The organism is Tepidisphaeraceae bacterium (assembly GCA_035998445.1).
Lineage (GTDB): Bacteria > Planctomycetota > Phycisphaerae > Tepidisphaerales > Tepidisphaeraceae > DASYHQ01.
Genome location: DASYHQ010000018.1, coordinates 229,061 through 255,982, shown reverse-complemented (window position 1 = coordinate 255,982; position 26,922 = coordinate 229,061). Strand labels below are relative to the sequence as shown.

Annotated in this window: 34 protein-coding genes and 1 pseudogene; 29 read left to right on the top strand and 6 right to left on the bottom strand. The window is 64.1% G+C overall.

Annotation, left to right across the window (positions count from 1 at the left end; all coding sequences use genetic code 11):
* Positions 1-11: 11 nt before the first annotated feature.
* From VGN72_07705 to VGN72_07695, 3 genes are all read right to left on the bottom strand, one after another.
* A complete protein-coding gene (locus tag VGN72_07705) occupies positions 12-872 on the bottom strand; it encodes a hypothetical protein (protein ID HEV7299233.1) in 861 nt (286 codons plus the stop codon).
* Positions 873-983: 111 nt separating this feature from the next.
* The gene (locus VGN72_07700) at positions 984-2,288 is read right to left on the bottom strand and encodes a hypothetical protein (protein HEV7299232.1); all 1,305 of its coding nucleotides are present in this window, start codon (positions 2,286-2,288) and stop codon (positions 984-986) included.
* A gap of 328 nt (positions 2,289-2,616) precedes the next feature.
* Positions 2,617-2,817 (bottom strand): helix-turn-helix transcriptional regulator, encoded by a 201-nt coding sequence (locus VGN72_07695; protein ID HEV7299231.1) that lies wholly within the window; start codon positions 2,815-2,817, stop codon positions 2,617-2,619.
* A gap of 170 nt (positions 2,818-2,987) precedes the next feature.
* Between VGN72_07695 and VGN72_07690 the strand changes: the two genes are divergently transcribed.
* The 7 genes from VGN72_07690 (at position 2,988) to VGN72_07660 (ending at position 7,868) form a co-directional block, all read left to right on the top strand.
* On the top strand, positions 2,988-3,557 hold the full coding sequence (locus VGN72_07690; protein ID HEV7299230.1) for a hypothetical protein: 570 nt from the start codon (positions 2,988-2,990) through the stop codon (positions 3,555-3,557).
* Positions 3,554-4,018: a hypothetical protein gene (locus VGN72_07685; GenBank protein HEV7299229.1), complete on the top strand. Its 465-nt coding sequence runs from the start codon at positions 3,554-3,556 to the stop codon at positions 4,016-4,018. Before VGN72_07690 ends, VGN72_07685 begins: the two co-directional genes overlap by 4 nt.
* A gap of 229 nt (positions 4,019-4,247) precedes the next feature.
* Positions 4,248-5,135, top strand: a complete 888-nt coding sequence (locus VGN72_07680; protein ID HEV7299228.1) for a winged helix-turn-helix domain-containing protein — start codon at positions 4,248-4,250, stop codon at positions 5,133-5,135.
* Between the two features lie 340 nt (positions 5,136-5,475).
* Positions 5,476-5,793, top strand: a complete 318-nt coding sequence (locus VGN72_07675; GenBank protein HEV7299227.1) for a DUF1580 domain-containing protein — start codon at positions 5,476-5,478, stop codon at positions 5,791-5,793.
* 55 nt (positions 5,794-5,848) lie between these two features.
* Positions 5,849-6,775: a helix-turn-helix domain-containing protein gene (locus VGN72_07670; protein ID HEV7299226.1), complete on the top strand. Its 927-nt coding sequence runs from the start codon at positions 5,849-5,851 to the stop codon at positions 6,773-6,775.
* Entirely contained in the window at positions 6,753-7,547 is a 795-nt protein-coding gene (locus tag VGN72_07665) for an ATP-binding protein (protein HEV7299225.1), read from the top strand. Before VGN72_07670 ends, VGN72_07665 begins: the two co-directional genes overlap by 23 nt.
* 27 nt (positions 7,548-7,574) lie before the next feature.
* Positions 7,575-7,868, top strand: coding sequence for a hypothetical protein (locus VGN72_07660; protein HEV7299224.1), 294 nt, complete (start codon positions 7,575-7,577; stop codon positions 7,866-7,868).
* On the opposite strand, the gene VGN72_07655 is transcribed toward VGN72_07660, so the two are convergent.
* Positions 7,861-8,046, bottom strand: coding sequence for a hypothetical protein (locus VGN72_07655; GenBank protein ID HEV7299223.1), 186 nt, complete (start codon positions 8,044-8,046; stop codon positions 7,861-7,863). The two genes, VGN72_07660 and VGN72_07655, sit on opposite strands and share 8 nt — an antisense overlap.
* A 126-nt stretch (positions 8,047-8,172) precedes the next feature.
* Between VGN72_07655 and VGN72_07650 the strand changes: the two genes are divergently transcribed.
* From VGN72_07650 to VGN72_07545, 22 genes and pseudogenes are all read left to right on the top strand, one after another.
* On the top strand, positions 8,173-8,931 hold the full coding sequence (locus tag VGN72_07650) for a hypothetical protein (protein HEV7299222.1): 759 nt from the start codon (positions 8,173-8,175) through the stop codon (positions 8,929-8,931).
* A gap of 358 nt (positions 8,932-9,289) precedes the next feature.
* Complete coding sequence (locus VGN72_07645) at positions 9,290-10,051, top strand: hypothetical protein (protein HEV7299221.1); 762 nt, start codon at positions 9,290-9,292, stop codon at positions 10,049-10,051.
* Positions 10,008-10,373, top strand: a complete 366-nt coding sequence (locus tag VGN72_07640; GenBank protein ID HEV7299220.1) for a phage terminase small subunit P27 family — start codon at positions 10,008-10,010, stop codon at positions 10,371-10,373. Before VGN72_07645 ends, VGN72_07640 begins: the two co-directional genes overlap by 44 nt.
* On the top strand, positions 10,373-11,068 hold the full coding sequence (locus tag VGN72_07635) for an AP2 domain-containing protein (GenBank protein HEV7299219.1): 696 nt from the start codon (positions 10,373-10,375) through the stop codon (positions 11,066-11,068). The genes VGN72_07640 and VGN72_07635 overlap by 1 nt, the downstream gene beginning before the upstream one ends.
* Before the next feature lie 26 nt (positions 11,069-11,094).
* Positions 11,095-11,244 (top strand): annotated as a pseudogene (locus VGN72_07630) (HNH endonuclease).
* On the top strand, positions 11,228-12,829 hold the full coding sequence (locus VGN72_07625) for a terminase TerL endonuclease subunit (protein ID HEV7299218.1): 1,602 nt from the start codon (positions 11,228-11,230) through the stop codon (positions 12,827-12,829). Before VGN72_07630 ends, VGN72_07625 begins: the two are co-directional and overlap by 17 nt.
* Complete coding sequence (locus tag VGN72_07620; GenBank protein HEV7299217.1) at positions 12,826-13,992, top strand: phage portal protein; 1,167 nt, start codon at positions 12,826-12,828, stop codon at positions 13,990-13,992. Before VGN72_07625 ends, VGN72_07620 begins: the two co-directional genes overlap by 4 nt.
* The gene (locus VGN72_07615) at positions 13,989-14,573 is read left to right on the top strand and encodes an HK97 family phage prohead protease (GenBank protein HEV7299216.1); all 585 of its coding nucleotides are present in this window, start codon (positions 13,989-13,991) and stop codon (positions 14,571-14,573) included. Before VGN72_07620 ends, VGN72_07615 begins: the two co-directional genes overlap by 4 nt.
* A gap of 67 nt (positions 14,574-14,640) precedes the next feature.
* Positions 14,641-16,086: a phage major capsid protein gene (locus VGN72_07610; GenBank protein ID HEV7299215.1), complete on the top strand. Its 1,446-nt coding sequence runs from the start codon at positions 14,641-14,643 to the stop codon at positions 16,084-16,086.
* A gap of 81 nt (positions 16,087-16,167) precedes the next feature.
* Positions 16,168-16,587 carry a hypothetical protein gene (locus VGN72_07605; GenBank protein HEV7299214.1) on the top strand — a complete coding sequence of 140 codons (420 nt, stop codon included), beginning with the start codon at positions 16,168-16,170 and terminating at the stop codon, positions 16,585-16,587.
* Positions 16,588-16,675: 88 nt separating this feature from the next.
* The gene (locus VGN72_07600) at positions 16,676-17,230 is read left to right on the top strand and encodes a head-tail connector protein (GenBank protein HEV7299213.1); all 555 of its coding nucleotides are present in this window, start codon (positions 16,676-16,678) and stop codon (positions 17,228-17,230) included.
* Positions 17,227-17,562, top strand: coding sequence for a phage head closure protein (locus VGN72_07595; protein HEV7299212.1), 336 nt, complete (start codon positions 17,227-17,229; stop codon positions 17,560-17,562). Before VGN72_07600 ends, VGN72_07595 begins: the two co-directional genes overlap by 4 nt.
* The gene (locus VGN72_07590; protein ID HEV7299211.1) at positions 17,555-18,031 is read left to right on the top strand and encodes an HK97 gp10 family phage protein; all 477 of its coding nucleotides are present in this window, start codon (positions 17,555-17,557) and stop codon (positions 18,029-18,031) included. Before VGN72_07595 ends, VGN72_07590 begins: the two co-directional genes overlap by 8 nt.
* A 17-nt stretch (positions 18,032-18,048) precedes the next feature.
* Positions 18,049-18,429, top strand: a complete 381-nt coding sequence (locus tag VGN72_07585) for a DUF3168 domain-containing protein (protein ID HEV7299210.1) — start codon at positions 18,049-18,051, stop codon at positions 18,427-18,429.
* A gap of 31 nt (positions 18,430-18,460) precedes the next feature.
* Positions 18,461-18,886 (top strand): phage tail tube protein, encoded by a 426-nt coding sequence (locus tag VGN72_07580; protein ID HEV7299209.1) that lies wholly within the window; start codon positions 18,461-18,463, stop codon positions 18,884-18,886.
* A gap of 94 nt (positions 18,887-18,980) precedes the next feature.
* Positions 18,981-19,367, top strand: a complete 387-nt coding sequence (locus tag VGN72_07575) for a hypothetical protein (GenBank protein HEV7299208.1) — start codon at positions 18,981-18,983, stop codon at positions 19,365-19,367.
* 89 nt (positions 19,368-19,456) lie between these two features.
* Entirely contained in the window at positions 19,457-19,732 is a 276-nt protein-coding gene (locus VGN72_07570) for a hypothetical protein (GenBank protein ID HEV7299207.1), read from the top strand.
* Entirely contained in the window at positions 19,725-22,490 is a 2,766-nt protein-coding gene (locus tag VGN72_07565; GenBank protein ID HEV7299206.1) for a tape measure protein, read from the top strand. Before VGN72_07570 ends, VGN72_07565 begins: the two co-directional genes overlap by 8 nt.
* Positions 22,491-22,504: 14 nt before the next feature.
* A complete protein-coding gene (locus VGN72_07560; protein ID HEV7299205.1) occupies positions 22,505-23,407 on the top strand; it encodes a hypothetical protein in 903 nt (300 codons plus the stop codon).
* Positions 23,408-23,422: 15 nt separating this feature from the next.
* The gene (locus VGN72_07555; GenBank protein ID HEV7299204.1) at positions 23,423-24,052 is read left to right on the top strand and encodes a hypothetical protein; all 630 of its coding nucleotides are present in this window, start codon (positions 23,423-23,425) and stop codon (positions 24,050-24,052) included.
* 1 nt (position 24,053) lies between these two features.
* Entirely contained in the window at positions 24,054-24,953 is a 900-nt protein-coding gene (locus VGN72_07550; GenBank protein HEV7299203.1) for a hypothetical protein, read from the top strand.
* Positions 24,950-25,240, top strand: coding sequence for a hypothetical protein (locus VGN72_07545; GenBank protein ID HEV7299202.1), 291 nt, complete (start codon positions 24,950-24,952; stop codon positions 25,238-25,240). Before VGN72_07550 ends, VGN72_07545 begins: the two co-directional genes overlap by 4 nt.
* Here the strand turns inward: VGN72_07545 and VGN72_07540 are convergent.
* The gene (locus VGN72_07540; protein HEV7299201.1) at positions 25,227-26,507 is read right to left on the bottom strand and encodes a prepilin-type N-terminal cleavage/methylation domain-containing protein; all 1,281 of its coding nucleotides are present in this window, start codon (positions 26,505-26,507) and stop codon (positions 25,227-25,229) included. The genes VGN72_07545 and VGN72_07540 overlap by 14 nt on opposite strands.
* Entirely contained in the window at positions 26,497-26,772 is a 276-nt protein-coding gene (locus tag VGN72_07535; GenBank protein ID HEV7299200.1) for a hypothetical protein, read from the bottom strand. The genes VGN72_07540 and VGN72_07535 overlap by 11 nt, the downstream gene beginning before the upstream one ends.
* Between the last annotated feature and the right edge of the window lie 150 nt (positions 26,773-26,922).

Genomic DNA, 26,922 nt, shown 5'->3' with positions numbered 1-26,922 from the left:
CTTCATGCAAACTATCGCAGGTCGGGCAATTGGTCCGGGAGCTTGCGTCCAGAGTGCTGCTCCAGCCATGGCTTTAGCTTCGCGTAGCTGTATTCATGCCGTTTGCCTCCACCCCCCTCGACTTCTGGCAGCGGCATTGGATCGATTTCGTTCCAACCTTGAACGGTGCGCTTAGTTCGCCCCACTAGCGCCGCCGCTTGATCCATGGAGATTAGATCCCCGGGCGACTCATCCTCCGCAGGAAGCACCGGCGGGCTATCCGATCGAACTGGCGTATCTTCCTCATAGCGGCGGAAGGGCGGGAACTCCGAGCGTCGCGATTGCACGAGGCGAGGGATATCGATTCCGCGAATTGCATCCTGCAACTCAACTAAATCGTTCAAGTAGCCGAGCATACGTTTCCGCCAATCTGGTTCGCCTTGTGCGTCCCAGTAAGCCTCGATCAACTCGATGATCCGCAGGATCTTTACGCCGTGTTCGGATCGCTCGTAGTCGGTCCCTAAAACCAGTCGAGTGAGGTCTAACGCAGCATGTCTCATCTTCGTGAAGTGCAGCTTCGCTTCATCTTCGATTGTCAACGCTTTCTTTTCGAGCCGCTCGGCTATCACTTGAAGTTTCTCGGAGAGGTAGTCGTAGCCTTCGTCACCAATAATGTGACGCACGTCTTCGTAGACCCCATATCGGAATTCGAAGGACGTTGCGTGCCGCGGGTCCTCCCTTTTTTGAAACAGCCCAGCAACCCTGCCGATTAAGTTGCTGCGATCTTCATTGTGAGTGAACCTGGAGTAAAACGACTGCATCTGGTCAAACGCTCCGCTGGCATTTGAAAGAAAGTGCGTTGCGTACTCAACCTGGTCGTCCTGCGTTTCCATACTGTCACCTGTAGGTAGCGGGAAGGACTTGGGCGGTGGTGGTTACAGGTGCAAGCCATGCACCGCGCCAAGCCGATCGTCCGGTAGCGAACCGGCCGTCCCTAAGAAATTCTAACCGATCTTTTCCATGATCGACGACGACAGCCGCCGATCTTTCTCTGCATAAACGTCAATCATCCTCGTGCTTGAATCACCCAGCAGCACGAGCGCGGCATCCGGCCCATGATCGGCTCGCCAGCGGGTCGCTGCCGAATGTCGCAACCGGTGCGGGTGGAAATGATGCTCCCTGCGCCACGCCTTCACCGCGGCCTGCTCAGCTGGCGTTAGCCGTTCTCGCCATGCTAGGCGACTTTCACCAGAGCGCGGCCCCAGGGTCGACGGTAAGGGGAAAGCAGTCTCACAGGCGCGGGCGATGGCCCGGCGGTAGGCATGGACGTCGAACCGATGACCGGGCCGTCGTTTTGGGCGGCGCTTGCGGTTGGTGCCGGGGGCGTTCCCGCAGCTTGCTGGCGTCTTGCGCGTCTCACCGCGGCGTCGCCGGCCTTCCGCAGCAGCGTCGGCAGGGTTGAAGATGTGGGCATTCACGTCAGCCCGTAGGAACGGCTCGATTATCGCCCGGGCACGCGGGCCTAGGTCGATGCTCCGGTCTTTATCCATATACGCGGTCTTATGGGTGCTGGGGCGGTAGGTCCAAGGCGTGCGGCTCATGTCCAGATCCACCCCGCGCAAGTCGCACAGCTCGCCGGGCCTCATGCCGGTGATGGACTGCAACTCCACCATCGCGCGAACCGTTGGCGACAGGTGAGACAGCACGGCCGCGATATGGGCATCGGCCACCGGTTTCACCTTACCCGACTCACGCGCTCCGCTGCGGCCCTTCTTCAGTCCGGTGACCGCCCGCAGTGCGACCACTACGTCGGCGTTTACTACCCCTTTGGCCAGCGCCCATGTGAAGACGTGCCGCACCCGGCTGACTTGGCGGTTGACGTAGTTTCGGCACCAACCGAGCCGGATCATCTCGCGTTGCACAGCCTCCAGCGCTGGCCCTTGGAAATTGTTGGCAGGCGTAGCCCCGTACAACCGCACAACCGGGCGCAGGGCGTCGCGGTAATGATATGCCTCGTGGCTGATCCCGCCGTTCGTGCCGCGGTAGTAGGTTTTGGCGTGTCGCCAGAATTGCACCACCAGGCGGGCGACGGTCAGGGGTTCCGATTCCGTTCTTCCGTTTTCCGGGGCGGGCGGCATTCCCTCTCTGGCAAGCCATTCGGTGGTGAGGCGCGCCCACTCCCTGCGGCTCTCCGGTGACCCGTACTTGCCGGGCAGGAGCTTGTCTTTGCCGTGGATCGTGACGATGCCGCGGCCCGATTGCTTATGCAGTCGGTACTTCGGGACTTTTCCGGGGGATAGCTTCGGCATGGCGAGTGCTCCGATGGCCCCGAAAAACGGAATCTTCCGTTTTTAGTCAGGGGTTTTCGGCCGCACTGCCAACCATTGGCAGGTATGCTAATTCAGCATTCGGCGTGAGTTATGGTCATGGGCGGTACAGGGCTCGAACCTGTGACCCCCAGCGTGTCATGCGTCACGGGGGAATCACGACCTAGCGGAAAACGCCTGCTTTTTCAGGCTTTCTCGCGGGCTTCGGTGTCGGCCAGAACCACCTACTTCCACGGGTTGTTCTCCAATTGGAGAATAACCCCGTTCTAACCCTCAGCCCGGCGACGGTCAAAGACCGGTGTCCAGGGCGTCACTTAAGCAGAGCGTCTACCTTGACCCCGAGCGCCTTCGCCATTCGCTGCACGGTGTCGATCGAAGGATTCTTGCGCTCGCCGGACTCCACGCCGTTCCATTGCTGAGCTGTACGCATGCCAGCGAGCTGCGCGACCGCCGCCATCGTCAAACCTTTGGCTATTCGGAGCGTGCGGATCTTGTTCGTGTCGACACCCATAGAGACCATCCTAAGATCGATTTAGCGAATATCAAGCGATCGCTTGATATGTAACGCAATCGCGTTATAGTACCTATGTCGGTCGCATGACGTGTGCGGCTTGAAACGAAAATGCCGTCGCGGTGTGCAACCACCCGACGGCGTGGTCGAACCTTCTGTGGAGGCTCAACATGAGCACCGTACTCGCCGCGGCCGCGCGCCGCAAACCCTGCAACGCCGTTACGTTCTCGCCGGACCTCAGTGAGCGGTCGTATCCGCTGCAGCTGCGATTCCCCAACGTCCGGTCGGTCTTTGAAAAGCTCGATGGGATCGAGCGGACTGCCACGGGCTACCGCGTGGCAGGCAAAGTCGAAATCGACGCCGGGCTTGGCGTTCGCACACGGCGGGAGGCCTACGAACTGGCCATCCGCGTGCAGTTTGACCCGCCGGGGTACGTGGCCGCTATGCTCGACCACGGTATGCCTGGCGTCAGGGTGATCGCGATCAATGCTAAGACATTGCCGATCGTTTTCGAGATCGGCGAGGGCAACGTAGTCGTTCCGTTGTGGCCGCTCGACGAGTACGACTGGCCGGTGATGCCGAACGGGAAGACTGTGCTTTCCGTCGAGCAAGCGCTTCGACGGACGGGCGACGCCGACGGCGGCGATCGCCTACGCGATCTGTTCCGGTCGACGTTTTCCGAACTGCTAACCGACTACGTTAACGACGCGGCGCGTGTCGAGATCGGCGGTGGGCGATGAAGCGCACCCTTAAATCGAAGTCGAAATTCGAGCCGATGTGCATCTTCGATCTGCGAGTCGCCGTCACGCCTGTCGGCTGGCGGAACGACCGCCTGAAGCCAGACGGGAACGATATCGTCACACTGGAGGCGGCGGCGAGCATGACCAACAGATCGCCCACGCGACTTATGAGAGAGTTCGCTGAGTATGTAGCCGAGCCACCTCCCAAAGCCGGCCGGATCGAAGATATGCTCTTCAAGGTGGGCTATGTGGCGTCTCCGATGCCTTACTGGCGCCCGGCGAAGGTTGTCCAAGTGCGGCCGAACGGGAAGACGCTATTCAGCCTAGCGCAAGCGAGCGTTCGAACCGGCAGAGCTCCCCAAGACCTTGTCGATGAGTGGCTTTCATTCTGGAAATCGTCGCTGGATCCTGACGAAGTGCAGAAGATCAAATCGCGCCTTCCTATTCGCCTGCCACGCTGAACTTTGTAAGATGCTTGTTCGGGTTCCCGTCGCCGGCCAGCGTGCGGGATTAAATCACCTGGGCGGCACGATCCGACCTCGATCGCGCCGCCCAGCGTGGGCCCGTCTGCCAGCGAGGTTGCCAATGTCAGACAGATCAAGAGAAGTTCCAGCCGACGTCTTCGCGCAAGCTAATGAGTACTTCCATCGGGGTAGGTGGCTGAGTGGCAGCCTCGCCACGATGGCTGGAATGGCGCGTAAGCTCGTGCTGGCACTCGACGATCTGGCGAGGGCAGCGACAGCCGACGACCAGATCAGCATTATTAATGCGAGCTCGGCAGTCGTCCGCGCTGACAACAAGCTTCGCGGCGCGATGACGGACAGAGCACTCGGCCCAGATCGAACGTTTGCTTTCAACGATGAGCTCGAATCGTCGCTCGTGTCCTGGCTGGAAGCTGATGGGTCTACATCGGACTGGTTCAGGGAAAGGTGCGGAAGCATCATTGACGATGCTGATCCCGACGTCGAGGCGGCATTCATGGCCACGGCCAGATCTGTAAACGTCGAGCCGTTGCAGTACGTGAACAACTCCTATGAAAGCGCGCACGACGCGGCATGGATCATATCGGGAGCCATCTGGCTTGGGTGGAAGATTGAGCTCCGCAACCACTCGCGAGACAAGTCGGCTTACTTGGCAGCCGCGGCGGCCAAGTTCTCCCTATCGGATGACGATCGCGACGCGTTCGAAGAGCATTTCCAAGCAATTCGCAATGCGCTCGTCCGTGAGTTGAAGGCTTTTGAAAAGCGAATCGACGGCGACTTAGAAGCCGCGCGTCCGGTGGCAGCTGCCGAGCCGTTACCGAAAGAGCAGAACCCGCCAGCTGCCGTCGCCGTGCAACCGCCCGTCGCCCCTGCGATCGACAAGGAAGATCTATTGATCCTGCAGGCGGTCGCTTCATCCCCATCAGCATTGACGGTGGTAGACCTCGCCACGAGGGTGAGGCGCTCGCCGAAAACGTGCGGGGTCCGCGTGCGCCGCTTAATTGATCTGGGCTACCTGCGGCGACTCACCGACCGGGGTGGCGTCTACCTGACCGACAAGGGGCGCGGCGTGCTCGGGGACAGCCATAACGGTTGAAACAGTCAACCGCAGTTGACCGTTCCATCTGAAAAGTGCCAGAAAACGCCCGATCTTCCCTCTGATTACCTTCTGATTACCCGTTAACTACCCACTAGCGTTTTGCCCACAGTTCATAATGCGGGAATGGAATCGCAATCGAGACTTGCGAACGTTTCCGAACTCGCTCGGCGCCTTCGCGTGCCGGTCGGGTGGCTGCGTAGCGAAGCCGAAGCTGGCCGACTGCCTCACGTAAAAGCTGGACGACAGTTGCTGTTCGACGTCGTCGCCGTCGAGGCCGCCATTCTAGAGCGAGCGCAGTGCGGGGCAACGGCGCCGGCGGAGCGTGTGGAGGTATCGCATGCCCATTGACCCCGCGAGCGAAAGGCCTCTCTACCCGCTGTCTGCCGTCGCGCACGGCAAGGTCGATTGGTTCGTCAACCCAAAGACGGGCTCGCCGTTCAGCTTCAGCAGCATCAGGCGTTTTCACGCGCGCGGCATCCGGGGCGTTCGTCTTGAAGCAATCCGCATGGGCGACACGCTCGTGACGAGCGAGGCCGCGCTGCGGCGCTTCGTCGAACGCATGAGCGAAGCTGGGATTCCTGTCGGTGAGGCCGGGAATCCGAACGGCGTCGCCGACGACGGCACCGCTGCGTACCTGGCCAAGGTGGGTCTATGAAGCTGCACTGTCTCAACGGCCATCTAACTGCGGCGGGGGAGAAGGGCGGAGGTAGGTGAACGAGGTACCGCCGCTGTTTCGGACTATCGAAGTCAACACGTTCGACCGTCTGCGGGCGATCATCGACGGAACGCACCTGCACGCAATGACCGAGCTGGAATCCAAAGTCCTGCTGGTGTTCGTGTCGCGATCCGACTACCTCACTGGCGACGCTTATCCAAGCATCGAGTCGATCGCCGACGACGTCGGCTGCAAGAACCTAAACCGGACGCGAAAGGCCGTGCAGCGTCTGGAGGATAAAGGCATCCTCGTGCGGCGGGTGGATAGCCACGGTCGCAACGTCGTACTGCGCCGGTTGTCGGTTCCCAACCGGGACGGTGAGCGGCCCGGTTCAACCGGGACGGTGAACGTCCCGGACGCCGAGCAAAACGGGGGCGGCCAACCGGGCCGCTCAGCGACCCTCAACCGGGACGGTGGGCGACCCTGCAACCGGGCCGCTCAGCGACCCTCAACCGGGCCGCGCACCGTCCCCCGAACAACTAAGAACAACTCAAAGAACAACAAAGAGAACAACAACAGCCGCGCGCTGCGACCAAAACCATCATGCGACAACGCACCGATTCCGGCCGTGCTCGACACGTCGGAGTTTCGCCAAGCGTGGGGCGAGTGGATTGAGTACCGCCAGCAGATGAAAAAACCGCTCGGGCCAATGTCAGCCGAGAAGCAGCTAAAGAAGCTGGCCGGATGGGGGCCGCAACGGGCGGTCGACGCCATCGAGACCAGCATCGCGAATACGTGGCAAGGCATTTTCGAGCCGCGAACAAATCACGGGAGCAACAATGGACGGTTCAAAGAAACCCGCAAAGAGGAAGAGGCGCGCCGAGGCTTCCACAAAGACCAAACCCCAGCCCTCCCCGTCACTAAGCTCGGCGGAGATGAGGTCGGACGCGCTGCGGACCTTGCTGCAGCTCAAGCCGGGTGAGACGCTCGACACGCTGCGCAGCAAGATCGATTGGCTCGCCAATGCCCCGCCGGCGGCGGCCGATGAACCGGCTGCGCGGACCGCACCCCGCCCGCTGCGCCCGACGATGAACGAAGCATTTCTTCGGAGCGTGCTGGGCTCAGCGCCACCCACAGAGAACGACGAAAAGATCGCCGCGGAGAGAGGGAGGGCCATCAACGCGTCGATGCTGGCGCGGGGCGTGCCCGAGCGATACTTGTCGATCGACCTGGAACAGCTCGACCGGGATCTGCCGCCCGACTACCTCGCCGCCGCCCGCAAGCTGTCGGACATTGCCGGTTCGCCGTTCTTCCTCGCGATCGGCGGGTCGCGGGGTATCGGCAAAACAGCCCTGGCCAGCGGGTTGATCCGCGCTTACACGGTTCGCGGTCGCCACGCTTTCTACACCACGGCCCGGCGGATGATCGACGAGCTCACCACCGCCGATTGGGATCGAAAGATGGCGGTGCGTCGGAAGTTCGAGCGCGCTCACCTGCTGGTGATAGACGAGGTCCAAGATCGAAGTGCAACGCCGCGCGAGGATGCCGTGTTCGGCGATCTGCTGGACCATCGCTACGGCAATGAACTGGCGACGCTGATGATCACAAACCTCAGCTCTGAAGCCCTCGCCGCCGACATGGGCGGTAAGCTGCTGCGCCGCATGGGCGAGGAGGGCGGTTATCAGCTTTGCGAGTGGCCCATGATCGTCCCGTTTCTAGCGGCGCGAAAAGCCGCCCAGCACGCCGCGAGATAACGGAGAGATCCTTCGGAGTACCTCAGGATGACAGACGATCGCCGAAAGTTTCACGACGCGACCGCCCGCGCAATCACGACCGCCGCCAGGGCGCTGCTCGACGTCGAGACCGCCGCCGCCACGCGTTATGGTCGACAAACGCGATGCGCTCGGTTAGCGCGGGCCGCACAGGAAGCCGTCCGGGCGCTTGCTGAGGGTCTATCGCGCCGGGCGCGTGTCGAACTCGGTCCGTCGATCGACGCGCCGCAGATCTACGGTGAGCTGGCCCGCCCGCCGCGTCCGCGTAGCCCGCGGTGCAAGTCAAGGGACCCCGTCAAGTGAACGGGAGAGGGTTGCTGCCCCGAAACGACTCCGGCCCGGCTGTCCCGGAGCGCGTGAGGCGCTCGCTGCGATCGTGCTCATCGATCCAACGGCGAAGTAACTCGCTGGGCTTGATGCCGAGCGTGGCGGCCTGAGCTTCGAACTTCAGCCGGTGTGTGAGGGGAAGTGACAGGTTCATGGGCGTGCACCGACGCCCGGCCGGGAGAGACCGTTTGCCGCGCGGCGGTGAAGCGGATGATGGAACGTCAGAGTCCAACGGGGTGCGACGTCGATTGTAGCCTCAACGCCGAAGGAATCAGAAGGAATGGCAAGCAGCAAACGACGAGCAACGCGAGACCAACCGAACAGGCCGGCCGATGGTCGCAGGGCGATTGGCGTCTCGTTCAAGCCGGGCATCGACTACTCGCGCGGCATCATGGGCGACAGCAGTTACGAGATGCCGTCGGACCGATGGCCGTACGGCCGGTGTTCGTTCGCGTTGATGTTCTCCATAGACCGCGACGCCGTGCTGCGCCTCACCAGCACCTTCACCCGCCGACGCTGCTCGCTCCTGGTCGATCACTACGTGCGCGGGTTCTCACAGCAGGAGCTGGCGGTCCTGCGTAACGTGACGATCCCGGCCATCAGTATGGCGCTGGCCGACATCCGACACAGCTTCCTGGCAAATCGCCTACCTGAGCCGAAGCCGGTTCGGTCACAGCGAGCGCGTAACGACGTGCCCGAGCACATCATCCTCGGACCACGGCCGGGACGGCTTGCGCTCTACCTGGCCGCCCAGGAGTCACGCGACGATCGCCATCGGGTGTTCGACGACATCCGTCGCGCTTACCAAGCCGACCCAGAGCAGGACACGCTCGGCGGCAGGGGAAACCCGTACATCGTCAGCGCGATCTACGCGGCGTGGCGCAACGCAAACCCGCGCACGGTCGAGCGACACCGTCGCGAACGTGAAGGCGCCATTGAGCGACAGCACGGGCCGGCCGTGCGTCAGCAGCAGCCACGCAGGCGGCGGCGTCGACGTGCTCGCAGGCGGAAGGTTGGCCGCAGTGGTAGGCCATCATAAGTGCCATTGGCGCTACGCGTTCGCCGCTGTTTACAGAAACCTTAAATCTCACGCTTATAGGTAGAGGGGAGCGCTTTTGCCGCGACCCGTTCCACCACCTGATTCACGCGTGTCCGATCCATGTTGCGTAGGCGTCGGCCCTACCAGCGTGGCCGAGGGCCCCACTCCGGAGCCCCACGACGGCGGGTAACGTGCCGCCGTCGTGGGCATTTTTTACCGTGCTGCCAGAATGGCGGGGTGCCGGGGGGTGCTTTTTAGGAAAAATGACCCCACCCCGTCCCGACCGAACGGTGGTCTGTCGCATTTTTTGTGAACCGTCCGCAGAGGGGGGTATCCCCCCGCAACGAAAACTCAGCCCATGCCCGCCGACCCGTTCGCCCAGGTGAGATCGCTCGACGCGGCCGCCCTTCAGGACATCGCCAGCGTCGACGACATCGGCAAGGACCTGCTGCAGCCGTGGGGCGATGAGCCCGACTTCGACACCGAATCGCATCCCGAGATCGACGTCGCCGCCAAGCTGTCTGCGGACCGGGCGATGATCCGCACGCCGTCGCGGCGGCTGTTCTTGGATTACCGATCAAATCCTGACGCGTATCGCCACTTGAAGCGGCTGCCGAAGGAGGGCCAGAGCCTTCACGGGATCATCAGCGGGCGCTACGCGCTATTTGACCTGGTGCCGGCGCTGCTGGAACGACACAAGGGCGAGGCGATCGCCGACCTGTACCTGGCGACGCTCGGCTTCAGCAAGCAGAACGGCGCTGACCTGTGTGGAATGCTGGACGAACGTCACGTGCGCCGCGTGTCGCTGTTGGTTTCCTACTACTTCGAGAAGACGTCGAACGGGATCTACGACGCCGTCGTGCCGGAGCTGCTGAAGCGAGGCCAGCGCGTCAAGGCGATCCGGACCCACTGCAAGCTGATCGTGGTCCGCATGACCGGCGGCGCCCGTTACGTGTGCGAGTCGTCGGCCAACCTGCGGAGTTGCCAGAACATTGAACAGTTCGTTCTGACGCGCTGTCCCCGGCTGTACGCGTTCCACCGCCGCTGGATGGTGCAGGAAGTATTCAGGCCAACTGGTGAGCAGCACAGAAACCACAAACCGCCCGGCTGCGCCGGATGACTTGGACGGCGAGGCGCTGCTGGAATGGGAGCGCGTCATCGAGGAGATGGAAGCGGCCGGCCGTCTCGACAAGACCGATCGGGCAATGATCAGCATCTACGTGAGGACCTGGGCGACACATCAGGTCGCGTCGCGACACGTTGAGCAGTTCGGGCCGGTCATCAAACATTCGAACGGCGTCGTCGGCGAGAACCCGTTCTTCAAGGTGCAGAAGGCCACGGCCGTGATGCTGAACAAGATGCTGAACGACATGGGACTAACGCCGGCGGCACGCGGCAAGGGCGCCGGGTCGCCGGACGCCGGCGGGATCGGGGAATTCTGATGTTCACAGTACAACTCACCCAGGGTCTCGCCGCGCTGGTCGACGTGGCCGACGCCGCCTTGGTGTCCCAATACAAGTGGCACGTCACCCGACACCAGGGGAAGCTGCACGTCCTGACGCACAAGCCCGGCTCCGGCAAGAAGCACCAAAAGCGGCTCACGATGGGCCGCGTCATCCTCGGCCTAACCGATCGCGACGTCTACATCGATTTCATTGACGACGATCCACTGAACAACCGAAGGGCGAATCTCCGCCCCAAGGACCGCGCGCAGTGCGCGGCTCGGTGCAAGAAGATGCTGAAGCGATGCACGTCGGCCTACAAGGGCGTGTCATGGCACCGCCAGCGAGGCCGTTGGCGTGCGCAGATCGTCGTCGATGGCGCGCCGCGACACCTGGGCTTGTTCAGCGATGAGCTTCGAGCGGCCGAAGCCTACAACGAGGCCGCAATCGCTGCGTACGGCCAGTTCGCCCGCCTGAACGTGATCGAGGCACCACGATGCCCAGCGCCCCTTGCCGCCACCCCACGTGCACCGCGTACGTCGTGCGGCGCGGCGACTACTGCGATGAACACACACAGCAGGGACGCGAGGCCCGACGGCAACGCGACCGGTTCTACGACCAGCACCAGCGAAACCCCGCCGCCAAGCAGTTCTACGACTCGGCGGAGTGGAAACGAGCGCGTGGGCGAAAGCTAGCCCGCGACCCGGTCTGCGAACGGTGCCGGCGCGTGTTCGCGTCGCACGTTCACCACAAGAAGCCGCTGGCGCAGTGCACGCCGCCCGAGCGCACCGATCCGGAAAACCTGATGAGCGTCTGCCCACCGTGTCACAACATCGTCGAAGCGGAGGCCTCGCGTGCCGGGCGTCCTTGAACTGAAGGAGGACGCGGAATTCTACTTTGACGCGGAGGCGGCCGACCGGCCGATCCGCTTCGCGCAGAAGTTCCTGCGCCACTACGAGGGGCAGTGGGCCGGCCTGCCGTTCGACCTGTTGGATTGGCAGAAGGAAAACGTCATCCGCCCGCTGTTCGGCTGGAAGCGGCGCGCCGACGGCCGTCGGCGGTTCAAGGAGCTGTGGCTGCTGACCGCCAAGGGGGCGGGCAAGACGCCGCTGCTAGCGTTGTGCGGCATGTACTGCCTGCTGGCCGATCACGAGCCCGGCGCCCACGTGATCAGCTCCGCGACCGACTTCCAGCAAGCGTACCTCACGCTGGACGCGGGCAAGAAGTTCGTCGCCGCCCACGCCGCGCTGAAGAAGGCCTGCGACCCGAAGCAGTTCGAGATCCGAGCCCCGAATAACTCGAAATGGACCGTCCTGAGTGGCACCGCCGAGGGCCGCCACGGCTTCCGGCCGTCGGTGCTGCTGATGGACGAGGCGCACGAGTGGCCGAACGGGAAGCTCTACGACACGTTGACCGCCAACATGACCAAGCGCCGCCAGCCGCTCACGCTCGTCACGACCAACGCCGGGAGCAACCATTGCTCGTTTGCGTGGCAGCTGCACAAGCGGGCCGTGGCCGTCTTGGAGGGAAAGAGCCAGGACAAGTCACTGCTGCCGGTGATCTACGCCGCGGACGAGGCGATGGACTGGACGAGCGAGGCGGCCGCCAAGGCCGCTAACCCTTCACTGGGCACGATCATCACGTTTGAGGACCTGAAGAAGGAACTGGACAAGGGGCGCGACTCGGACGACGGCGAATCCCGGTACCGGCGGCTATTCCTCTCACAATGGCTGACGCGCGGGGACGGTCCGTGGCTCGACATGCTGATCTGGGACGAGTCGCAGTCGGCGACGTCCGATCCGACGCCCGACGGCTGCGAGGTCTACATCGGCATGGACCTGGCCCAGAGCGACGACTTATGCGGCGTCGTTACCGTGGGCGTCACGGCCGAACGGTTCTACGTGAAATCGAAGTTTTGGATGCCGCGGAAGACGGCCAAGCGGTACGAGGAGAAGAACGCCGTCCCATACGCGGCGTGGGCGACGGCGGGCCACATCGTGCTGCTCGATGAGGACACGATCAGTTCCGCCGTGCGTCAGGAGATCGCGCAGCACATCATCACGATCGGGAAGTCGAACAAGATCAAGGCCGTGTGCTACGACACGTACCGCGCCGATGAGACGGTCGCCATGTTGGAGGCGGCCCGCATCACCTGCGTCACGGTGCCCCAGGGGTTCACGACGTCCCCCGGTTGCTTCGAGCTCGACCGCCGGCTGAAGGAACGCTCGATCGTCGTCGAGCCAAACGACGTCCTGCGGTTCTGTGCCGAGAACGCGCAGATCGAGACCAACAGCTACGGCGCCATTCGCGTGATCAAGCCCAACGCCAAGGAAAAGTACGCCGGCACGCGCGGGAAGAAGGTCGACGGCATCTCGGCGCTGGTGACCGCGCTGACGGAAGCGCGCAAACACGCGTTCCCGATTGCCAAGAAGAAGGTGCAGGTCTTCGCCACATGAGCAACGGAATCCAAGTCCTAGACGACCAAGGCGGCTTCAGCAATCAATCGATCCGATCTACGCTGATCAACTGCTACTCCGCGCTCACGATCCCCGCGTACAGGCGGGCGATCGAGTTCCTGTCGAGCAACCTGGCCAGCTTCGGCCGTAGCGTGCGCAAGGGAGGGACGAAGATCGACGGGACGCACCGGCTGGACCGGCTGCTAAACCGCCGGCCGAACGCGTATCAGAACGCGACGACGTTCTGGCGCACGCTGTACTTTCACGTGACGCACACGGGTAACGCGTACGCACGGATCGAGCGGGAGCCGGGCACGTTCCGCCCGCGGGCGATCCACATCCTGCTGCCGGAGGACGTCCGGCCGGTCCGCTACGACCGCGGCGACGGTTCCGGCCCCCAGCAGTTCTACTGGCATGTGCCGACGAAGCAGATGCACTACGACTCTGACGTCCTGCACTTTCAGGGCCTGAGCTACGATGGGCAAGCCGGGGCGGACCCGATCGCGTTGCACGAGCGCACGTTCCAGCGTGCCGCCACGCTGGAAAACTACCAGACGACCTACCTGCAGCGGGGCTCAGTCATTCGCGGATCCGTGACGGTCGAGGGCGAGATCGACGACGACGGCATTGCCCAGGTAAAGGCCGAGATCCGCAAGTATCGCGGCGGCGAGGGCGAGGACGACGTGCTCGTGCTGGGCAACGGCGCCAAGTTCACGAATCACACGATTTCGCCTGAAGCCTCCCAGATCGTCGGCCAGGTGTCGGCGACGACGAAGCAGATCTCGCAGGCGACGGGCGTCCCGCCCGAATTCCTCTATGAGCTGACCGAGGCGAAGTACAACGCGATCGTCGAGCAGGCCGGGCAGTTCATCGTCCGCTACGTGTTCCGGCCGTGGATCGAGATGGCCGAGGACGAGCTGACGTCGAAGCTGCTGACCGAGGCCGACCAGGACGCCGGCTACTCGGTGCACATCAACCCGGACGCGCTGCTGCGCGGCAGCGGCAAAGAGCAGATGGAGATCATCTCGCTCGGCGTGCGGAACGGCCTCTACACGGAAAACGAGGGCCGGGGCCTCCTGGGTCTGCCGCCGATCGACGATCCGGAAGCCAACAAGCTCCGCCGCCTGGGCGACACCGCACCCCAACCCGAGGATCAGAAATGAGCAACACGGACAAAGACAAGCGCCAGTTCTTCACCCGCGACGCCAAGTTTGCCGTCGCGAAGGCGGACGGCAAGCCGGTGACCCTGTCGGGTTACGCGCTTGTCTGGAACGTGTCGAGCGACGACCGCGGTGGCTATCGCGTGCGCCTCATGCCGGGCTCGGCGACGTTCGCCAAGCCGACGCTGGCGCTCTATCACCACTGGACGCCGCAGATCCTGGGCAACACGGCCAACGGCACGCTGCGCATCATGCCCGACGACTACGGGGTCAAGGTCGAGATTGACCTGCCCGACACCACCACCGGCCGCGACGTCGCCGAGCTGGTCGGCAAAGGCTACGTGACGGGCATGAGCTTCAGCATGGTAACGAGCCCGGACGGCGTGACGACGCAGGAGAACGGGCAATCGATCCTCAACGCGAGCGCGTTCGTCGTCGACGAGGTGACGATCACGGCCACGCCGGCGTTCACCGCATCGAGCGTCGAGGTAAAGCCGCCCGGCGACGCGTCGCCTAAATATGCCGCCCGCGCCGCTCAGGCGCTCCAACTACAACGATTCACGCTTGACCAATACCGGCTGTAGCGGGGTGTTCCGCGAACGCCAATTTCACCAGAACGCCCCCAAAGCCGGGGCAGAAACGGACCTGCACATGAGTTCGAAGATGATCAGCTCGATGAGCGACAACCTGGCGATCAACGCCGTCGCTTTCACCGTGGCGATGACGGCCGCCCGCACGGCGCTCGTCGCGGCTGAACCGACCGGCGGGGTGTCGTTCCGCCGGGCCTTCAACGGCATCGGCGGCCTGCACAGTTCCTTCCACTTCAACACGCCCAGCGAGGACAACCCGGGCGGGCTCGACGTCGCGCCCAAGCCCGAGCCGTTCAAGGGCCTGCGCGAGGAGTTCAGCCGGCTGTACGGCGAGGCGCACACCGTGATCGACACGGTCACGCGCGAGAACCGTGAGATGAAGCCGGAGGAGAAGACCGCCAACGAGACGCGCTTCACCCGGATGACCGCGATCAAGAACACGCTCGACGAGGCGGCGCGGTTCGCGGCGCTGAAGCTGTCGGGCGGCGCCGACGCCGTCGGCTCGATCCAGCTGCCGCAGGACGCAAACGGCCGGGCCGAGTTCGACGCCAGCGAGGGCCGCGGCAAGCAGACCGGGCCGAAGGCCGACGACGTCGACCGCGTGCAGTTCAATCGCGCCTTGGTCCGCTGGAGCGAGACGGGCGACATGGATCGCAAGTTCGCGACCATCACCAGCGCCACCCAAAGCGGAGCGCTTCTGCCGAAGACGATTGCCTTGCCGGACGTGCCGACCGTCGGCAACGTGCTGCGCGAGGCGATGGACCTCTACACCATCAAGCCCGTCTATACGACCGGCACCGAGGCGATGACGATCCCGATCCTCGGCGCAGCCGCGGGCGGCGTCGTCGCCGAAAACGCCAACGCCGAGACGGAAAACGCCCCGACGCTGACCGACTCGATCGTCCTGAACGTGTCGACGTACCAGTCCGGCACCGGCTACTTCAGCAACCTCGTGCTGAACGCCAACAGCTTCGACCTGGTGCAGTACATCCAGACGGACCTGCTGGACGCCAAGGAGCAGGGCCTGGAGGCGGCCGCGATCGCGGCCATCATCGCCGACGCCACGATCACCCAGATCGTGCCAACCAGCACGACGGCCACGTTCACCTACGCGAACCTGGTGGACCTGAACCGGTCGCTGCCCAAGCGCTTCGACCGTCAGAAGGTGATCCTGCTGTCGCGCACCGCCTACGCGACCGCCGAGAAGCTGCTGGGCGACGACGGCCACCCGGTGCTGACGCGCGACCCCCAGAATCAGGAGCTGCTGCGATTCAACGGCACGCCCGTGCTGCGATGCGACAACTTGGAGGGCTTCGGGGCCACGAAGGTAATCGGCCTCGTGATCTCGCTCCGCGGCTTCCGCCTACGTGACACGGCCAACCAGAAGCTGCACCGCATCACGCAGAACACCGCGAAGGTCGATCAGACGGGCTTCAACCTGATCGGCTATCACGCGTACGGCTACGCGGTCACCGCGATCGCGAAGCTTCGCACGCCGGCATCCTAATCGGTGCCAGCGTAGTAACGAGCCGTTCGAGCCCGCGGCGAGCTAACGCACGCTGCGGGCCTTCAAAGGAGATCCAGCATCATGCGCATCAAGTTCATGGAAACCGTCGCCGGCCCGGCCGGCTGTTACCGCCGCGGCCACTTCTACAACGTTCCCGATACGTCTGAGAATCGCGAGTTCCTGGCGAAGGGGATTGCGGTCGACGCGCCGGAGCTACCGGTGCCGGCCGTGCCGGCGGAAGCGTTTCACCCGCGCAAGCAGGTAGCGCCGACCGACGACGCGCGGCCGTTGGTCATCCCGCCGCCCACGACGGATCCTGCGAAGCTCGAGCTGGCCGCGGCCCTGGTCGCAAACCAGCTCGCGGGCGCCCCTCAGTCGGTGCCAGCGGCCGCTAAGCCGGCCCGCCGGGCCCGGCCAGCCTCACCTGTCATCCGCAAACCGAAGGTCGCGGCGAATCCGAAGGGCAAAGCATCCCCAGCGTCCGAGTCAGCCGGGGGCTGAATCTCAAGGTGACGCCGTGGCCGTTCCAGTCCAGGAGCGGCCACGGTACGCGTCCGAGCATCCGTCCCGTCAGTCCGGAGGCAACCCTGTGCCCGTATCTCCCAACGCTCAGACGGCCAAGTGGCGCGTCGTCACGCCGCCGACGTCGTTGCCGGTGACATCGTTTGCGGTGGAAACGCACCTGAGGCTACAGCCGAGCACCGAGCCGCAGACGTACATCGATCTGCTGGTGCAGGCCGCGACGGACTTCGCGGAGGAGTCCATGGCAACGTCGCTCATGCCGCGCACGCTCTGCGCGACGTTCTACGGCCGGGAGCCGATCGTGTTGCCGCGCGGCCCGATCATCAGCATCGCGTCGATCGTCGACGCCGGCCAGACGGCGGTCAGCAATTACACGCTGCAGAACGTGGGCCGCACGACGCGCGTCGTACCGGCGGCCGCGGTCGATTATCCGGTGAGCGTGATGTACGAGGCCGGATACGTGGCCGGTCGGATCCCGCCGTCGATCAAGCTGGCCATCCTCGCGCACGTGGCCACCCTGTACGAGCACCGCGAGAGCGTCGGCGAAAAGGCCATGGCCGCGATCCCACACAGCCTGCAGGCGTTCTACCGTTTGCACAGCAGAAAGGTCGGGATCGCGTGAGGGCTGGCGAACTTCGGCACCGCGTCGAGATCCAGAAGCCGATCGTCACCGTCGACGGACTCGGCGAGTCGGTGCCAACGTGGCAAACGGTGACGACCGTCCATGCGTCGGTGCAGTCCGTGCGCGCGTACGAAAACGTGCGTGCCCGCATCACGAACATGGAGACCGCCTTCCTTGTGAAGCTGCGTTACACCGACGAAGTCACCCCGGAACGGCGGTTCCTGTGGGAGGGGAAAGAGCTCTACGTCGACGGCATCACCGACGTCGACGGCCGCCGGCGTGAGATGCGCGTGAACGCGTTCAGCCGCACCGAGGTTGCTACCAATGGCTAAGCATTCCCGGATCCGGGCGGTCATCAAGGGCGACAAGGCCCTGATCCGCAAGCTGAAGCGCCTGGGCGACAAGAAGCGCATGCGCCGTGTGCTGAAGAAGGCCACCAACGCGTCGGCGACGCCCGTCGTCAAGGCCGTGCGCAAGCTCTGGCCGGAGGATACGGGGCTCAGCAAGAAGAGCATCGCCAAGAAGGTCATCCAGACGAAGGGCGGATACGCCGCGATCATCGGCATCGACGCCAACGCGTCGGCACCGCGGGCCGGCCGGTCGGCATCCGGCAAGGGTTCGCAGCACGTCCCGTCCAACATCGACCACCTGGTCGAGCTGGGCTATCAGACGAAGGACGGCCAGTCGGTACCCGCCGTCGCGCCGCTGCGGCGCGGGTTCGACGCGTCCAGCGCCAAGGCCGAGCAGATCTACGCCGACAAGGCCGCCAAGGAAATCGAGCGAGAGGCGATGAAGCGATGACCATCGAAGAGGCCCTTGTGTCGCTGTTACGCGCGATCCCAGACGTTGCGTCGATTGCCGGTGGCCGCGTCATGCCTGCCGGTTCGCGCGGACTTGCACGGCCGAACGTCGTTTACCAGCGACTTTCGACGCGCCGGGATTGGACCAACGACGGGCCCACGCGGGCGCCGCGCACCACCGTACAGGTTGGCTGCTGGGCTGACCGGTTAGAGGTTGCACTGGCGATCGCCGCGGCCGTGCGGATCGCGCTCGACGGCTTCAACGGCACGGTCAACGGGCTGGTCATCGACGCGATATTTCTCGACGACGAGAACACCGCACCCGAATCGAAGTCGGCCGGCCAAGAAGAGGGCATCAAGGGCGTGCTGCTCGACTTCAACGTCCACTATCAGGAATAGTCACTTTCACCCCATTTGAGGAGCGTTCCCCATGAGCACCGCAACCAAAGCGTTCGGTTCGAAGCTGTCGTTCTGCACCACGGTCGACGGCACGTACACCAAGATCGCCCAGACGAAGGACCTGGCGATGCCGTCGCCGGAGATCGGCGAGATCGAGATCACCAACGATGATTCGCCCAACAACGCCAAGGAGTACTTGGGCGGCGGCGGCCTGATCGAGCCCGGCGAGCTGGAGTTTGCCACGATCTACAACAAGGCGGGCTGGACCGCGCTGTACACGATGTTCGGCGACGGCGAGAACTACTTCTGGGAGGAGGAATTCAAGGACGGCGCGAAGTACCGCTTCGAGGGCTACCTGAAGAACATCGGCGGCGAGGGCGAGACGGTCGACGGCGTGTACGAGGGGTCGCTGACGATCAAGCTAACGACGGCGCCGACCTACATCCCGGGCACCTAACCGCAGCGGCCGCAGATCCAACTCACACGCTGCAGCGGTTACTCCGCCGCGGCGTGCTTTCCGTTCCGCATTTAACCTTACCAAGGACACCACCGTGAGCGATTCCAAAGCCCGCTTCTTTTCCCGCGCAGCCCTGAAGCGCAAGACCGTAACCCTGCCCGACGACTGCGGCGACGTCAAGATCCGCCAGCTCAGCGCTGCCGAAGTCGACGATTACCTGAAGAAGATCCAGACCGCCGGCACGCCGGAGGGGACGCCGTTCATCGACGTGGCCATTTGGGTGGCCGTCCGCGTGATGCTCGACGAGGACGACAAGCAGATCTTCACCGACGACGACGCCGCGAAGATGCGCACCGGGCTGTCGATCGCCGTTCTGAACAAGATCGTCGACGAGGCGACGCCGTTCAGCGGCATTCAAGTGCCGGCCGCAGCCGGGGCCGAGGATTCCGAGGACCCGTCAAAAAAGCCCGCCGCGAGCTAGCGCAGGACCGGCGGCGCCAGTTCGCGTTTTTCCTCTGCCGCACGCTCGGCAACGGGCGGTGGGTCCACCCAGACCAAATGCTCGAGGATATGAGCGTTCCGTCTTTCGACGACTGGATGACGGCATTCGCGGTCGCGCCGTGGGGGGACGAGCGGGCCGACCTTCGCATGGCCCGCCTCTGCCGAACGATCCTGATGCCGCACTCGAAGCGCCGGCACAGCGAGTCCGATTTCCTGTTCGAGTTCATCGAGCCCGAACCGCTGAGCCCGGAGAAGTACAAGGAAAAGGCGATGGCCCATTATGCGGTCATCGCCCAGCGGATGAACAACGCCGCCCAACAGCAGAAGGCGCTCCCCAATGGCTAAACGCATCAGCACCATGTCGGTGGGCATCACCGGCACCGCCAACGGCCTGGCCGCGACGTTCGCCGCGGCGGCCGGGTCGGTGTCGATCGCGTCGGCCGCGTTCAACCGGCTGACGAATTCCACGGCCGCCTACTCCAGGATGAGCAAGAGCGCTGGTGAGCTGAAGCTGGCCGGCGCCGACACGATCGCCTCCCTGCAGACCACGATGGCGTTCGCGCAGTCCGCCATGCGTACGTTCGCGCGAAACCGCGACGTACAGATCGGCATGGAGATCGGGCGCGAGAAGCTGGCGGAGGCCTGGCTGCGGGCACGTCCGATCCTGCAGGGGATCGTCGCCGCAAGCCGCGTGCAGGTCGCTGCGTCGATTGTCGCCGGCAAGGCCGCTGAGGCGCAGGCGTTCATGCGGACGCAGCGGGCCCGGCTCATGCGCATGGCTGAGCCGATCCAGTTCCGCGTGTGGCTGGCGGGCGACCGTCTGAGCGCCCAGGTCGCCGCCGCTCGGGCTCGCATCGACGCGCTGAAGCAGTACCGCGCCGTGCGCATCGTGATCGCAGCGGTGAATGCCGCCAAACTCCCCGCCGCCGGCGCGTTGCAGGCGCTGGCGCCGCTGAGCCGTCTGGCCGGCAAGGGCGTCATCGTAGCGCTGCGGGCAACGCATTACGGGGTTGCCGTCGCCGTCACGAAGGCCCGTGCGCTCCTGAGCGGCCTGGCCAGCCACGCCAAGGGCGTCGCCTCGTCGGTCATGGGCACGATGGGGCGGATCGGTGGTGGGATGGCCCGGGTCGCGGCCGTCGGTGCCGGTGCGGCGATCGCCGGCGTCGGCGGGCTTGCCGCCTACTCGATCAAGCTGGCGGCCGAAGCCGAGACGTCGCGCGTCGCGTTTACGACCATGCTGGGCTCGGCCGACAAGGCGAGGCAGCTGCAGGGCGAGATCAATGCGTTCGCCGCCGCCACACCGTTCCAGACGCCCGAGCTGGTCGGTGCCGCCAAGGCGCTGCTGTCGTTCGGCGTGGCGCAAGACCAGATCATCCCGACGATGCGGGCGCTGGGCGACGTGTCGGCCGGCCTGAACATCCCGCTTGGCGAGCTGTCGGAGATCTACGGCAAGGCCCGCGTGCAGGGCCGGCTGTACATGGAGGACGTCAACCAGCTCACCGGCCGCGGCATCCCCGTCATTCAGGAATTTGCCAAGCAGTTCGGCGTTACCGACGGCGAGGTCCGGAAGATGGTCGAGCAGGGGAAGATCGGCTTTCCCCAGCTGCAGCAGGCGATGATCAGCCTGACGGGCGAGGGCGGGAAGTTCCACAACATGATGGGGGCGCAGAGCCTGACCATGGCGGGGCTTTACAGCACCCTGCAGGACACGGTGACGATGAGCCTCACAAAGATCGGCGAGACGATCACCGAGAAACTGGACCTGCGCGGGGCAATCGCCGGCGTCACCGGCTCGTTGAGCGTGCTGGCGGACGCCGCGATGCCGATCCTCGAGTCGTTCATCGGCGGGCTCGCCGCCAGCGGCAGCGTCGGCCAGAACGCGGGCAACCTGGTGCTCAGCGGCGCGGAAATGATCGCCAAGGGCTTCGCCTACGCGATCGACTACAGCAACCTGCTCGTTGCGGGCTTCAAGATGCTGCAGGCCGGCGCGACGTTCGCCGTGTTCGGGGTCGTCAAGGCGGTCGACCTGGTGGGGGCTGGCCTGGTGAGCCTGCTCAACCTCATGCCCGGCGTCAGCGTGCAGTGGACCACGTTCACCGGAGATCTCGCCGATGGCCTTATCGCCGACGCCAGGCGAATGAAGGACGACGCGGGCGCGTCGTTCAACCAGTTCATGACGGCCGACAGCGCATCGAAGGTCGGCCAGTTCTTCGACGGCGTCCGAACCAGCGCCGCGACGGCCGCCGCCGCGGCCGCAGACGTCGGCACGAAGACCCAGCAGACCGCGATGGCCGTCGAGCAGGCGGTGAAGGGGCCGAATCAGAAGGTCCGCGACGCGATGGAGAAGCTGAAGGCCGACGTCGCGTCGTTCGGGCTGTCGGACGTCCAGAAGGAGCTGGCGGAGCTGCGGGCCGCGGGCGCCGAGCAGGGCGACCTGGCGGAGGCGACGGGTCTGCTGAACCTCAAGACGCAGCTGCAGTCGTTGAAGGACATCGACGCCGGCAACCCGCTCCAGACGTACGCGGCCCAGATGGAGGCCCTGCAGCAACTCTGGGCGACCGGCAAGCTGACGGCCGAGCAATTCGCCGCGGTGCGCGACGAGTCGCGCAAGACGATGACCGACAAGCTCGCCGCCGACGCGCGGAGCATCACCGAATCGGTCAAGTCGCCGCTGGAGAAGTACAACGACGAGCTGGCGAACCTGCAGACGATGCTCGACCAGGGGCTGATCACCCAGGCCGTCTTCGACAAGGCCACGGCCGCTGCGGCCGCGAAACTGCAGCCGCCCGAACTGAAGCGAGCGAGCCTCACCATGGCGGGCAGCGCAGAGGCCCAGGCGATGCGGTTCATCACCCCGGTGCTGTCGACGATGGTTCCGGACGCGGCGAGTATCGCCGGCGGCGGTCCGCGGATCCCGCAGTCTGGAACGCTGGCGGGGCTGTCGCAGCCGGCGCCGCTATCGGTATCGACCAGTAGCGGGATGCGCGAGACGGCCAGCGAGCTGATTCAGAAGCAGCTGGTCGAGATGACGAAGCAGACTACCCACCTGAAGAGCATCGACGACGCGGTGCACAAGAACACGGTGTCGCTCATCACGTTTTAAGGAGCCGAAACCCAATGGCATGGATACAGGTCAGCGAGCAGGGCCACCTGTCGGAGAGCGAGCAGACGAACGACGAGAAGACCGCCAAGCGGGTTTTCGTCGCGATCTCCGACACGCCGACGACGACCGTGGCGGCCGAGACCGCTACCGTGGGCGCTGCGTCGATCCCCGCCCGGGGGGCCGGCCACCCGCACGACGCGACGCGCAAGGTCACCTCCATCAGCGCGTCGACCGAGAAGGACGGCAAGCGCAAGGTCTTCACGGTCGAGGTCGGGTACAGCGACAAGATCAACGTCGTGACGGTCGAGCCCAACCCGCTCAACCGGACGGCCGACGTGACGTGGGATTTCGACGACTCAACCGAGCCGTATTTCATCGACAAGAGCAGCACGCCCAAGCCCGTGGTGAACAGTGCAAAGGAGCGATTCGAGCAGTTCCTGGAACGCGAGACCGGCAGTCTGACCGCCACGATCACCAAGAACATTCCGACCAGCGGTGCCGGGTCGTACAGCGTCGTGGCGGCTCTGGACCTGAAGGACACGGTCAACGCGGGCAGCATCACGGTCGACGGCGTGCCCGTGCCCGCGGGCAAGGCCAAGCTGAAGAGCTGGACCGTCGGCGGCGTGCAGACCGAGACGGTGAACGGCGTGGCGGTGACCTACCGACAGTCCAAGGTCCTCTATCAGTTCCGCTCAAGCTGGGACCACGTCGTCGAGGATCGCGGCTTCAATGAGAAGGACGGCACCACCGGCAAGCTGAAGACGATCGTGAAGGGCGACAAGGATCCGACGCCGGTCGAGACCGCGTGGCCGTTGGACGGAGCGGGCGCGAAGAAAACCAACATTTCGGACACGCCGGCAGAGCTGACGTTCAAGCCCTACGCTTCGGTAGCGCACACAAGCTTGCCGCTCGCATAACAGGAGGATCCGCAGATGGCCGAAGAGCTGAGGCTTGACCGAGCGGGGGCGTCGCGCGTCGTCGCCGCCACGCGACACTACGAGCGCCACCCCGACTACAGGTCGACCCGCCAGACGCCAGGCAGGCCGGTGCCGTCAGATGAGTTCTGGATTCAGTTGACCGCCGAGGGCACGGGTACGCTGGCCGGCTGGTACAGCTGGAAGCTGGTCTACTTCAACCCCGTCACCAACGCCTGGGCCGACGTGGATCCGGCCGTGACGGGCACGACGAACGCGCGCGAGCAGAACCAGAGCAGCGGGCTGTATAGCGCCGCCACCAACTTGCCGCAGCGTTATCGTGCACGCACGCATGGCTACAACGCCAGCGGCGACCCGGTCTATCTGTTCGCCGGCACCGGGCAGATCTTCCCGGTGAAGGTGACGAAAACGGGTGGTGCCGGTGGTTCAAAGACAACCGCGGCATCCTGGACGTACACGGTCAGCACGATCGGGGACATTGAGATTGGAACCGCTGTCGCCGTCGGCCGCCCTCGCCCACTTGGCGCCATGGCGTTCGGCACGGGCTACGGCCTGGCGTTCTACAATCAGACGGGGGCGCTGGTTCTCTGGGACGCGGGCGAGACGCCTGGATCGGGAGGATGCTGATATGGCAAATGGTGACCGACTACTCGACGCAAGCGGTAACGTCATCCTAGACGACAGCGGCAACGTGATTCTGTCGGATGGTAACGGCGACGATTGCTGCTGTGGCGGACCGTGCAACAACCTGCCGAAGTCATGGACGGGCGTGACGATCACGCGGTCCGGCACCGTTGCCACGATCACGTTTCCTGAACCTCACCTGTTCAACCCTTCATTCCCGCCGAATTTCACCGTAAGCGGTGCGACCCCCAGCGGGTACAACTTCACCAACGGATCAGGGACGGTCGCGAGCGCAACCACCGTTACGTACTCTGTCAGCAACACGCTTACGACCCCCGCCACCGGCACCATCACGGTGTCATTGAGGACCACCGCCGTAACGGGCTGTGGTTCCTCCCCAGACTTTATCGAGGTGGAGTTCTCGGGAATTGTGAACAACTGCGGATGCGTTAAGCGCAACGGGTCATTCGGCGATTACTTCTACGCGAGGTGGAGCGGTAATCCCAACAACCGGTTCTGCCTGCGGCGATTCAATGCCTCCGCTTGGACCAATCCCCATACCGATCTGGTGCGCGGTCACCAGACGACGGTCTATGCCGGACAGCCAGACCCCGGAGGATGCACCGATGCCGAGGTTGAGGTTCCTGTCACAGTTATACTGAACCGCAACCTTTCCAGTGGTTTCTGGAGCCTGGCGATGAGGCTCGACAACATTCCGGTCCCCGGGTACTCGCGCCTGTCACTTTTTGATGCAATGATTGCAACGGCGTCCTTCGACTGCCTTGGTTCATACTCGGGCGTCAACAGTAACGTGTGCCCGACCGGCGACCCGTTCGAAGCCGTGACCACGATCGCCACCGGCGGCACCGCCACGGTGACGCCTTACGTGGAGGTGGGGATATGAACTGCTCCGATTGCACGAAGGGCGTCGTCGGATTGGCCAAGGCCGGACTGCAAGCTGTGGGCGTCGCCGTCGATCAGGCTCGCGACGATGTGGTGCAGGCCAGGCGCGACCAGTGCCGGGCGTGCGAGTTCGCCACTCGAAACCACGATCCGAAGCACGCCGCCACGAAGGGACTGACCAACTTGAGCCGCTGCACCATCTGCAACTGCTTCCTAGCCGCCAAGACGAGGCTGGCATCGGAGCAATGCCCGCTGCCGATTCCGCGATGGCCGTCTACTGAACCTTGAAGATCATCTCGACCGGCTGCGGGTTGTTCAGCCGCCCCTGCGCGTCCTGCATCGTGTAGGTGATGCGGATCAGCGACGGCCAGGGAGTCGTCGTTGTCGGCCCCCATGCGAAGACGGTGGGCGTGCCGCCGACGACGTTCTGCGCGGCACTGGTGGTGCCTGTACCGTACGGCCACGTTACGTCTTCGGGATCGAGAAGGTCGCCGTCCTCGTTAACGTCGCGAGCTAGCCCGTACCAACGAATCTGCGAAACGGCAGGCAGCCCGCCTCCGCCGTCCGGATCCACGTCTACCCTGTCGATCCCGACCGGTGCCGCATAATCGCCCGCGAACTCAACCCGGAACTCAGTCACCCCAGGGAGAAATAGCGGGGCCGTCTTCGCTGCGCCAGCAGACGTTAGCGGGCGGGACGGGTACGGATCGGCTTGGAACGGGTAGTTGAGTTCATCCCACCATGTGCCCACCAGCTTAGACGCCACGCGGACGAACGGATCGCCGTTCAACCCCACCAGGTCATATCGCGACTGCTGGACACGCGCCCGAGCCGCCGCCGCTGCAGCGGTGTTGTTGTCGGGGGAGTTGTACATGAACGGTCGCATATCGTTGCCGCTGTTGTCGTCGTCGATGAAGTATTGAGGGGTGTTCGCCTTGTCCAAAATCTCGCCGGTGCTCGCATTCTTCGACTTCATCAACAGCGCAACGCGACCTAGCGTCCACTGTCGCGCGAAGTAATTGTTTGGGTTGGTCGCGAACGTGGAGCCAGCGTTCGGGTTGATCGAGCCGATCGTGATCCAGTCGTTCGGATCGTTGTTGTAGACGAACGCACCGCTGTTGTCCGGAAGCATCAGGTGGCCGTACCACACATACGCTTGTTCGGCCGTCACGTCAGCCGTCAGGTAGTTATCGTTGCCGCTCTGCCGGCGGAATTCGCCGGTGACGAACATGCCCAGGCGATCCGTGCGGTAGAGCGTCCGGCCTGTCATGGCTGCATCTCGCGTCGGATCCTGATCTCGCGCCGCTGCGTCGAGATACCCAGCCGTCGTGCCGCTCCAGATGACGAGGCCGGGATTGGTGCTGGCGAGCCCTTCAAAGTCCGAGCTGAAAACCGTCTGCGCGGCTCGCTGGTCGCGCGTGACGGCGGATAGCGCCATGCCGGCCCCGATCGTCTGGCCGGTCAGGTTGAACACGGTCGCAATGCCGACGATCAGAATCAGCGCGATCGCGACCGAGATCAGCAGCTCGACAAGGGTGAAGGCGCTACGTTTCATTGTGTTTCTCCATCGGGATGACGATCGGGAATCCCCGCTGCCGTTCGGTCGCCGCTTTCCGGTGCTTCAGGTAGTAGTCCGCACCGGCGCCGACGATCGCCACGACGGTACAAACGGCAGCAACCCCTAGGTACCGCCGCTGATCTGGCTGGTTGGTGGCGTTGCCAAACCAGACGATCATCACCCCGAAAAGGATCGTGGCAGCGAAAACCACAATCGCGTTCACCACACGGGGCAAAGTCATATCCTCATCATCCCATTCCATAACCCGCCACCCTTCACTATTCGCGATGTCCACAGGCCGCCGCTAGGGCCACAGGACGCAAAACGGCCAACAATCCGCCCTCAAGCGTAAATCGACCTGGGTTTCCCCTTTTGCGACGTGATTCGCCAGGCGAAGTCTACCACAAGTTCG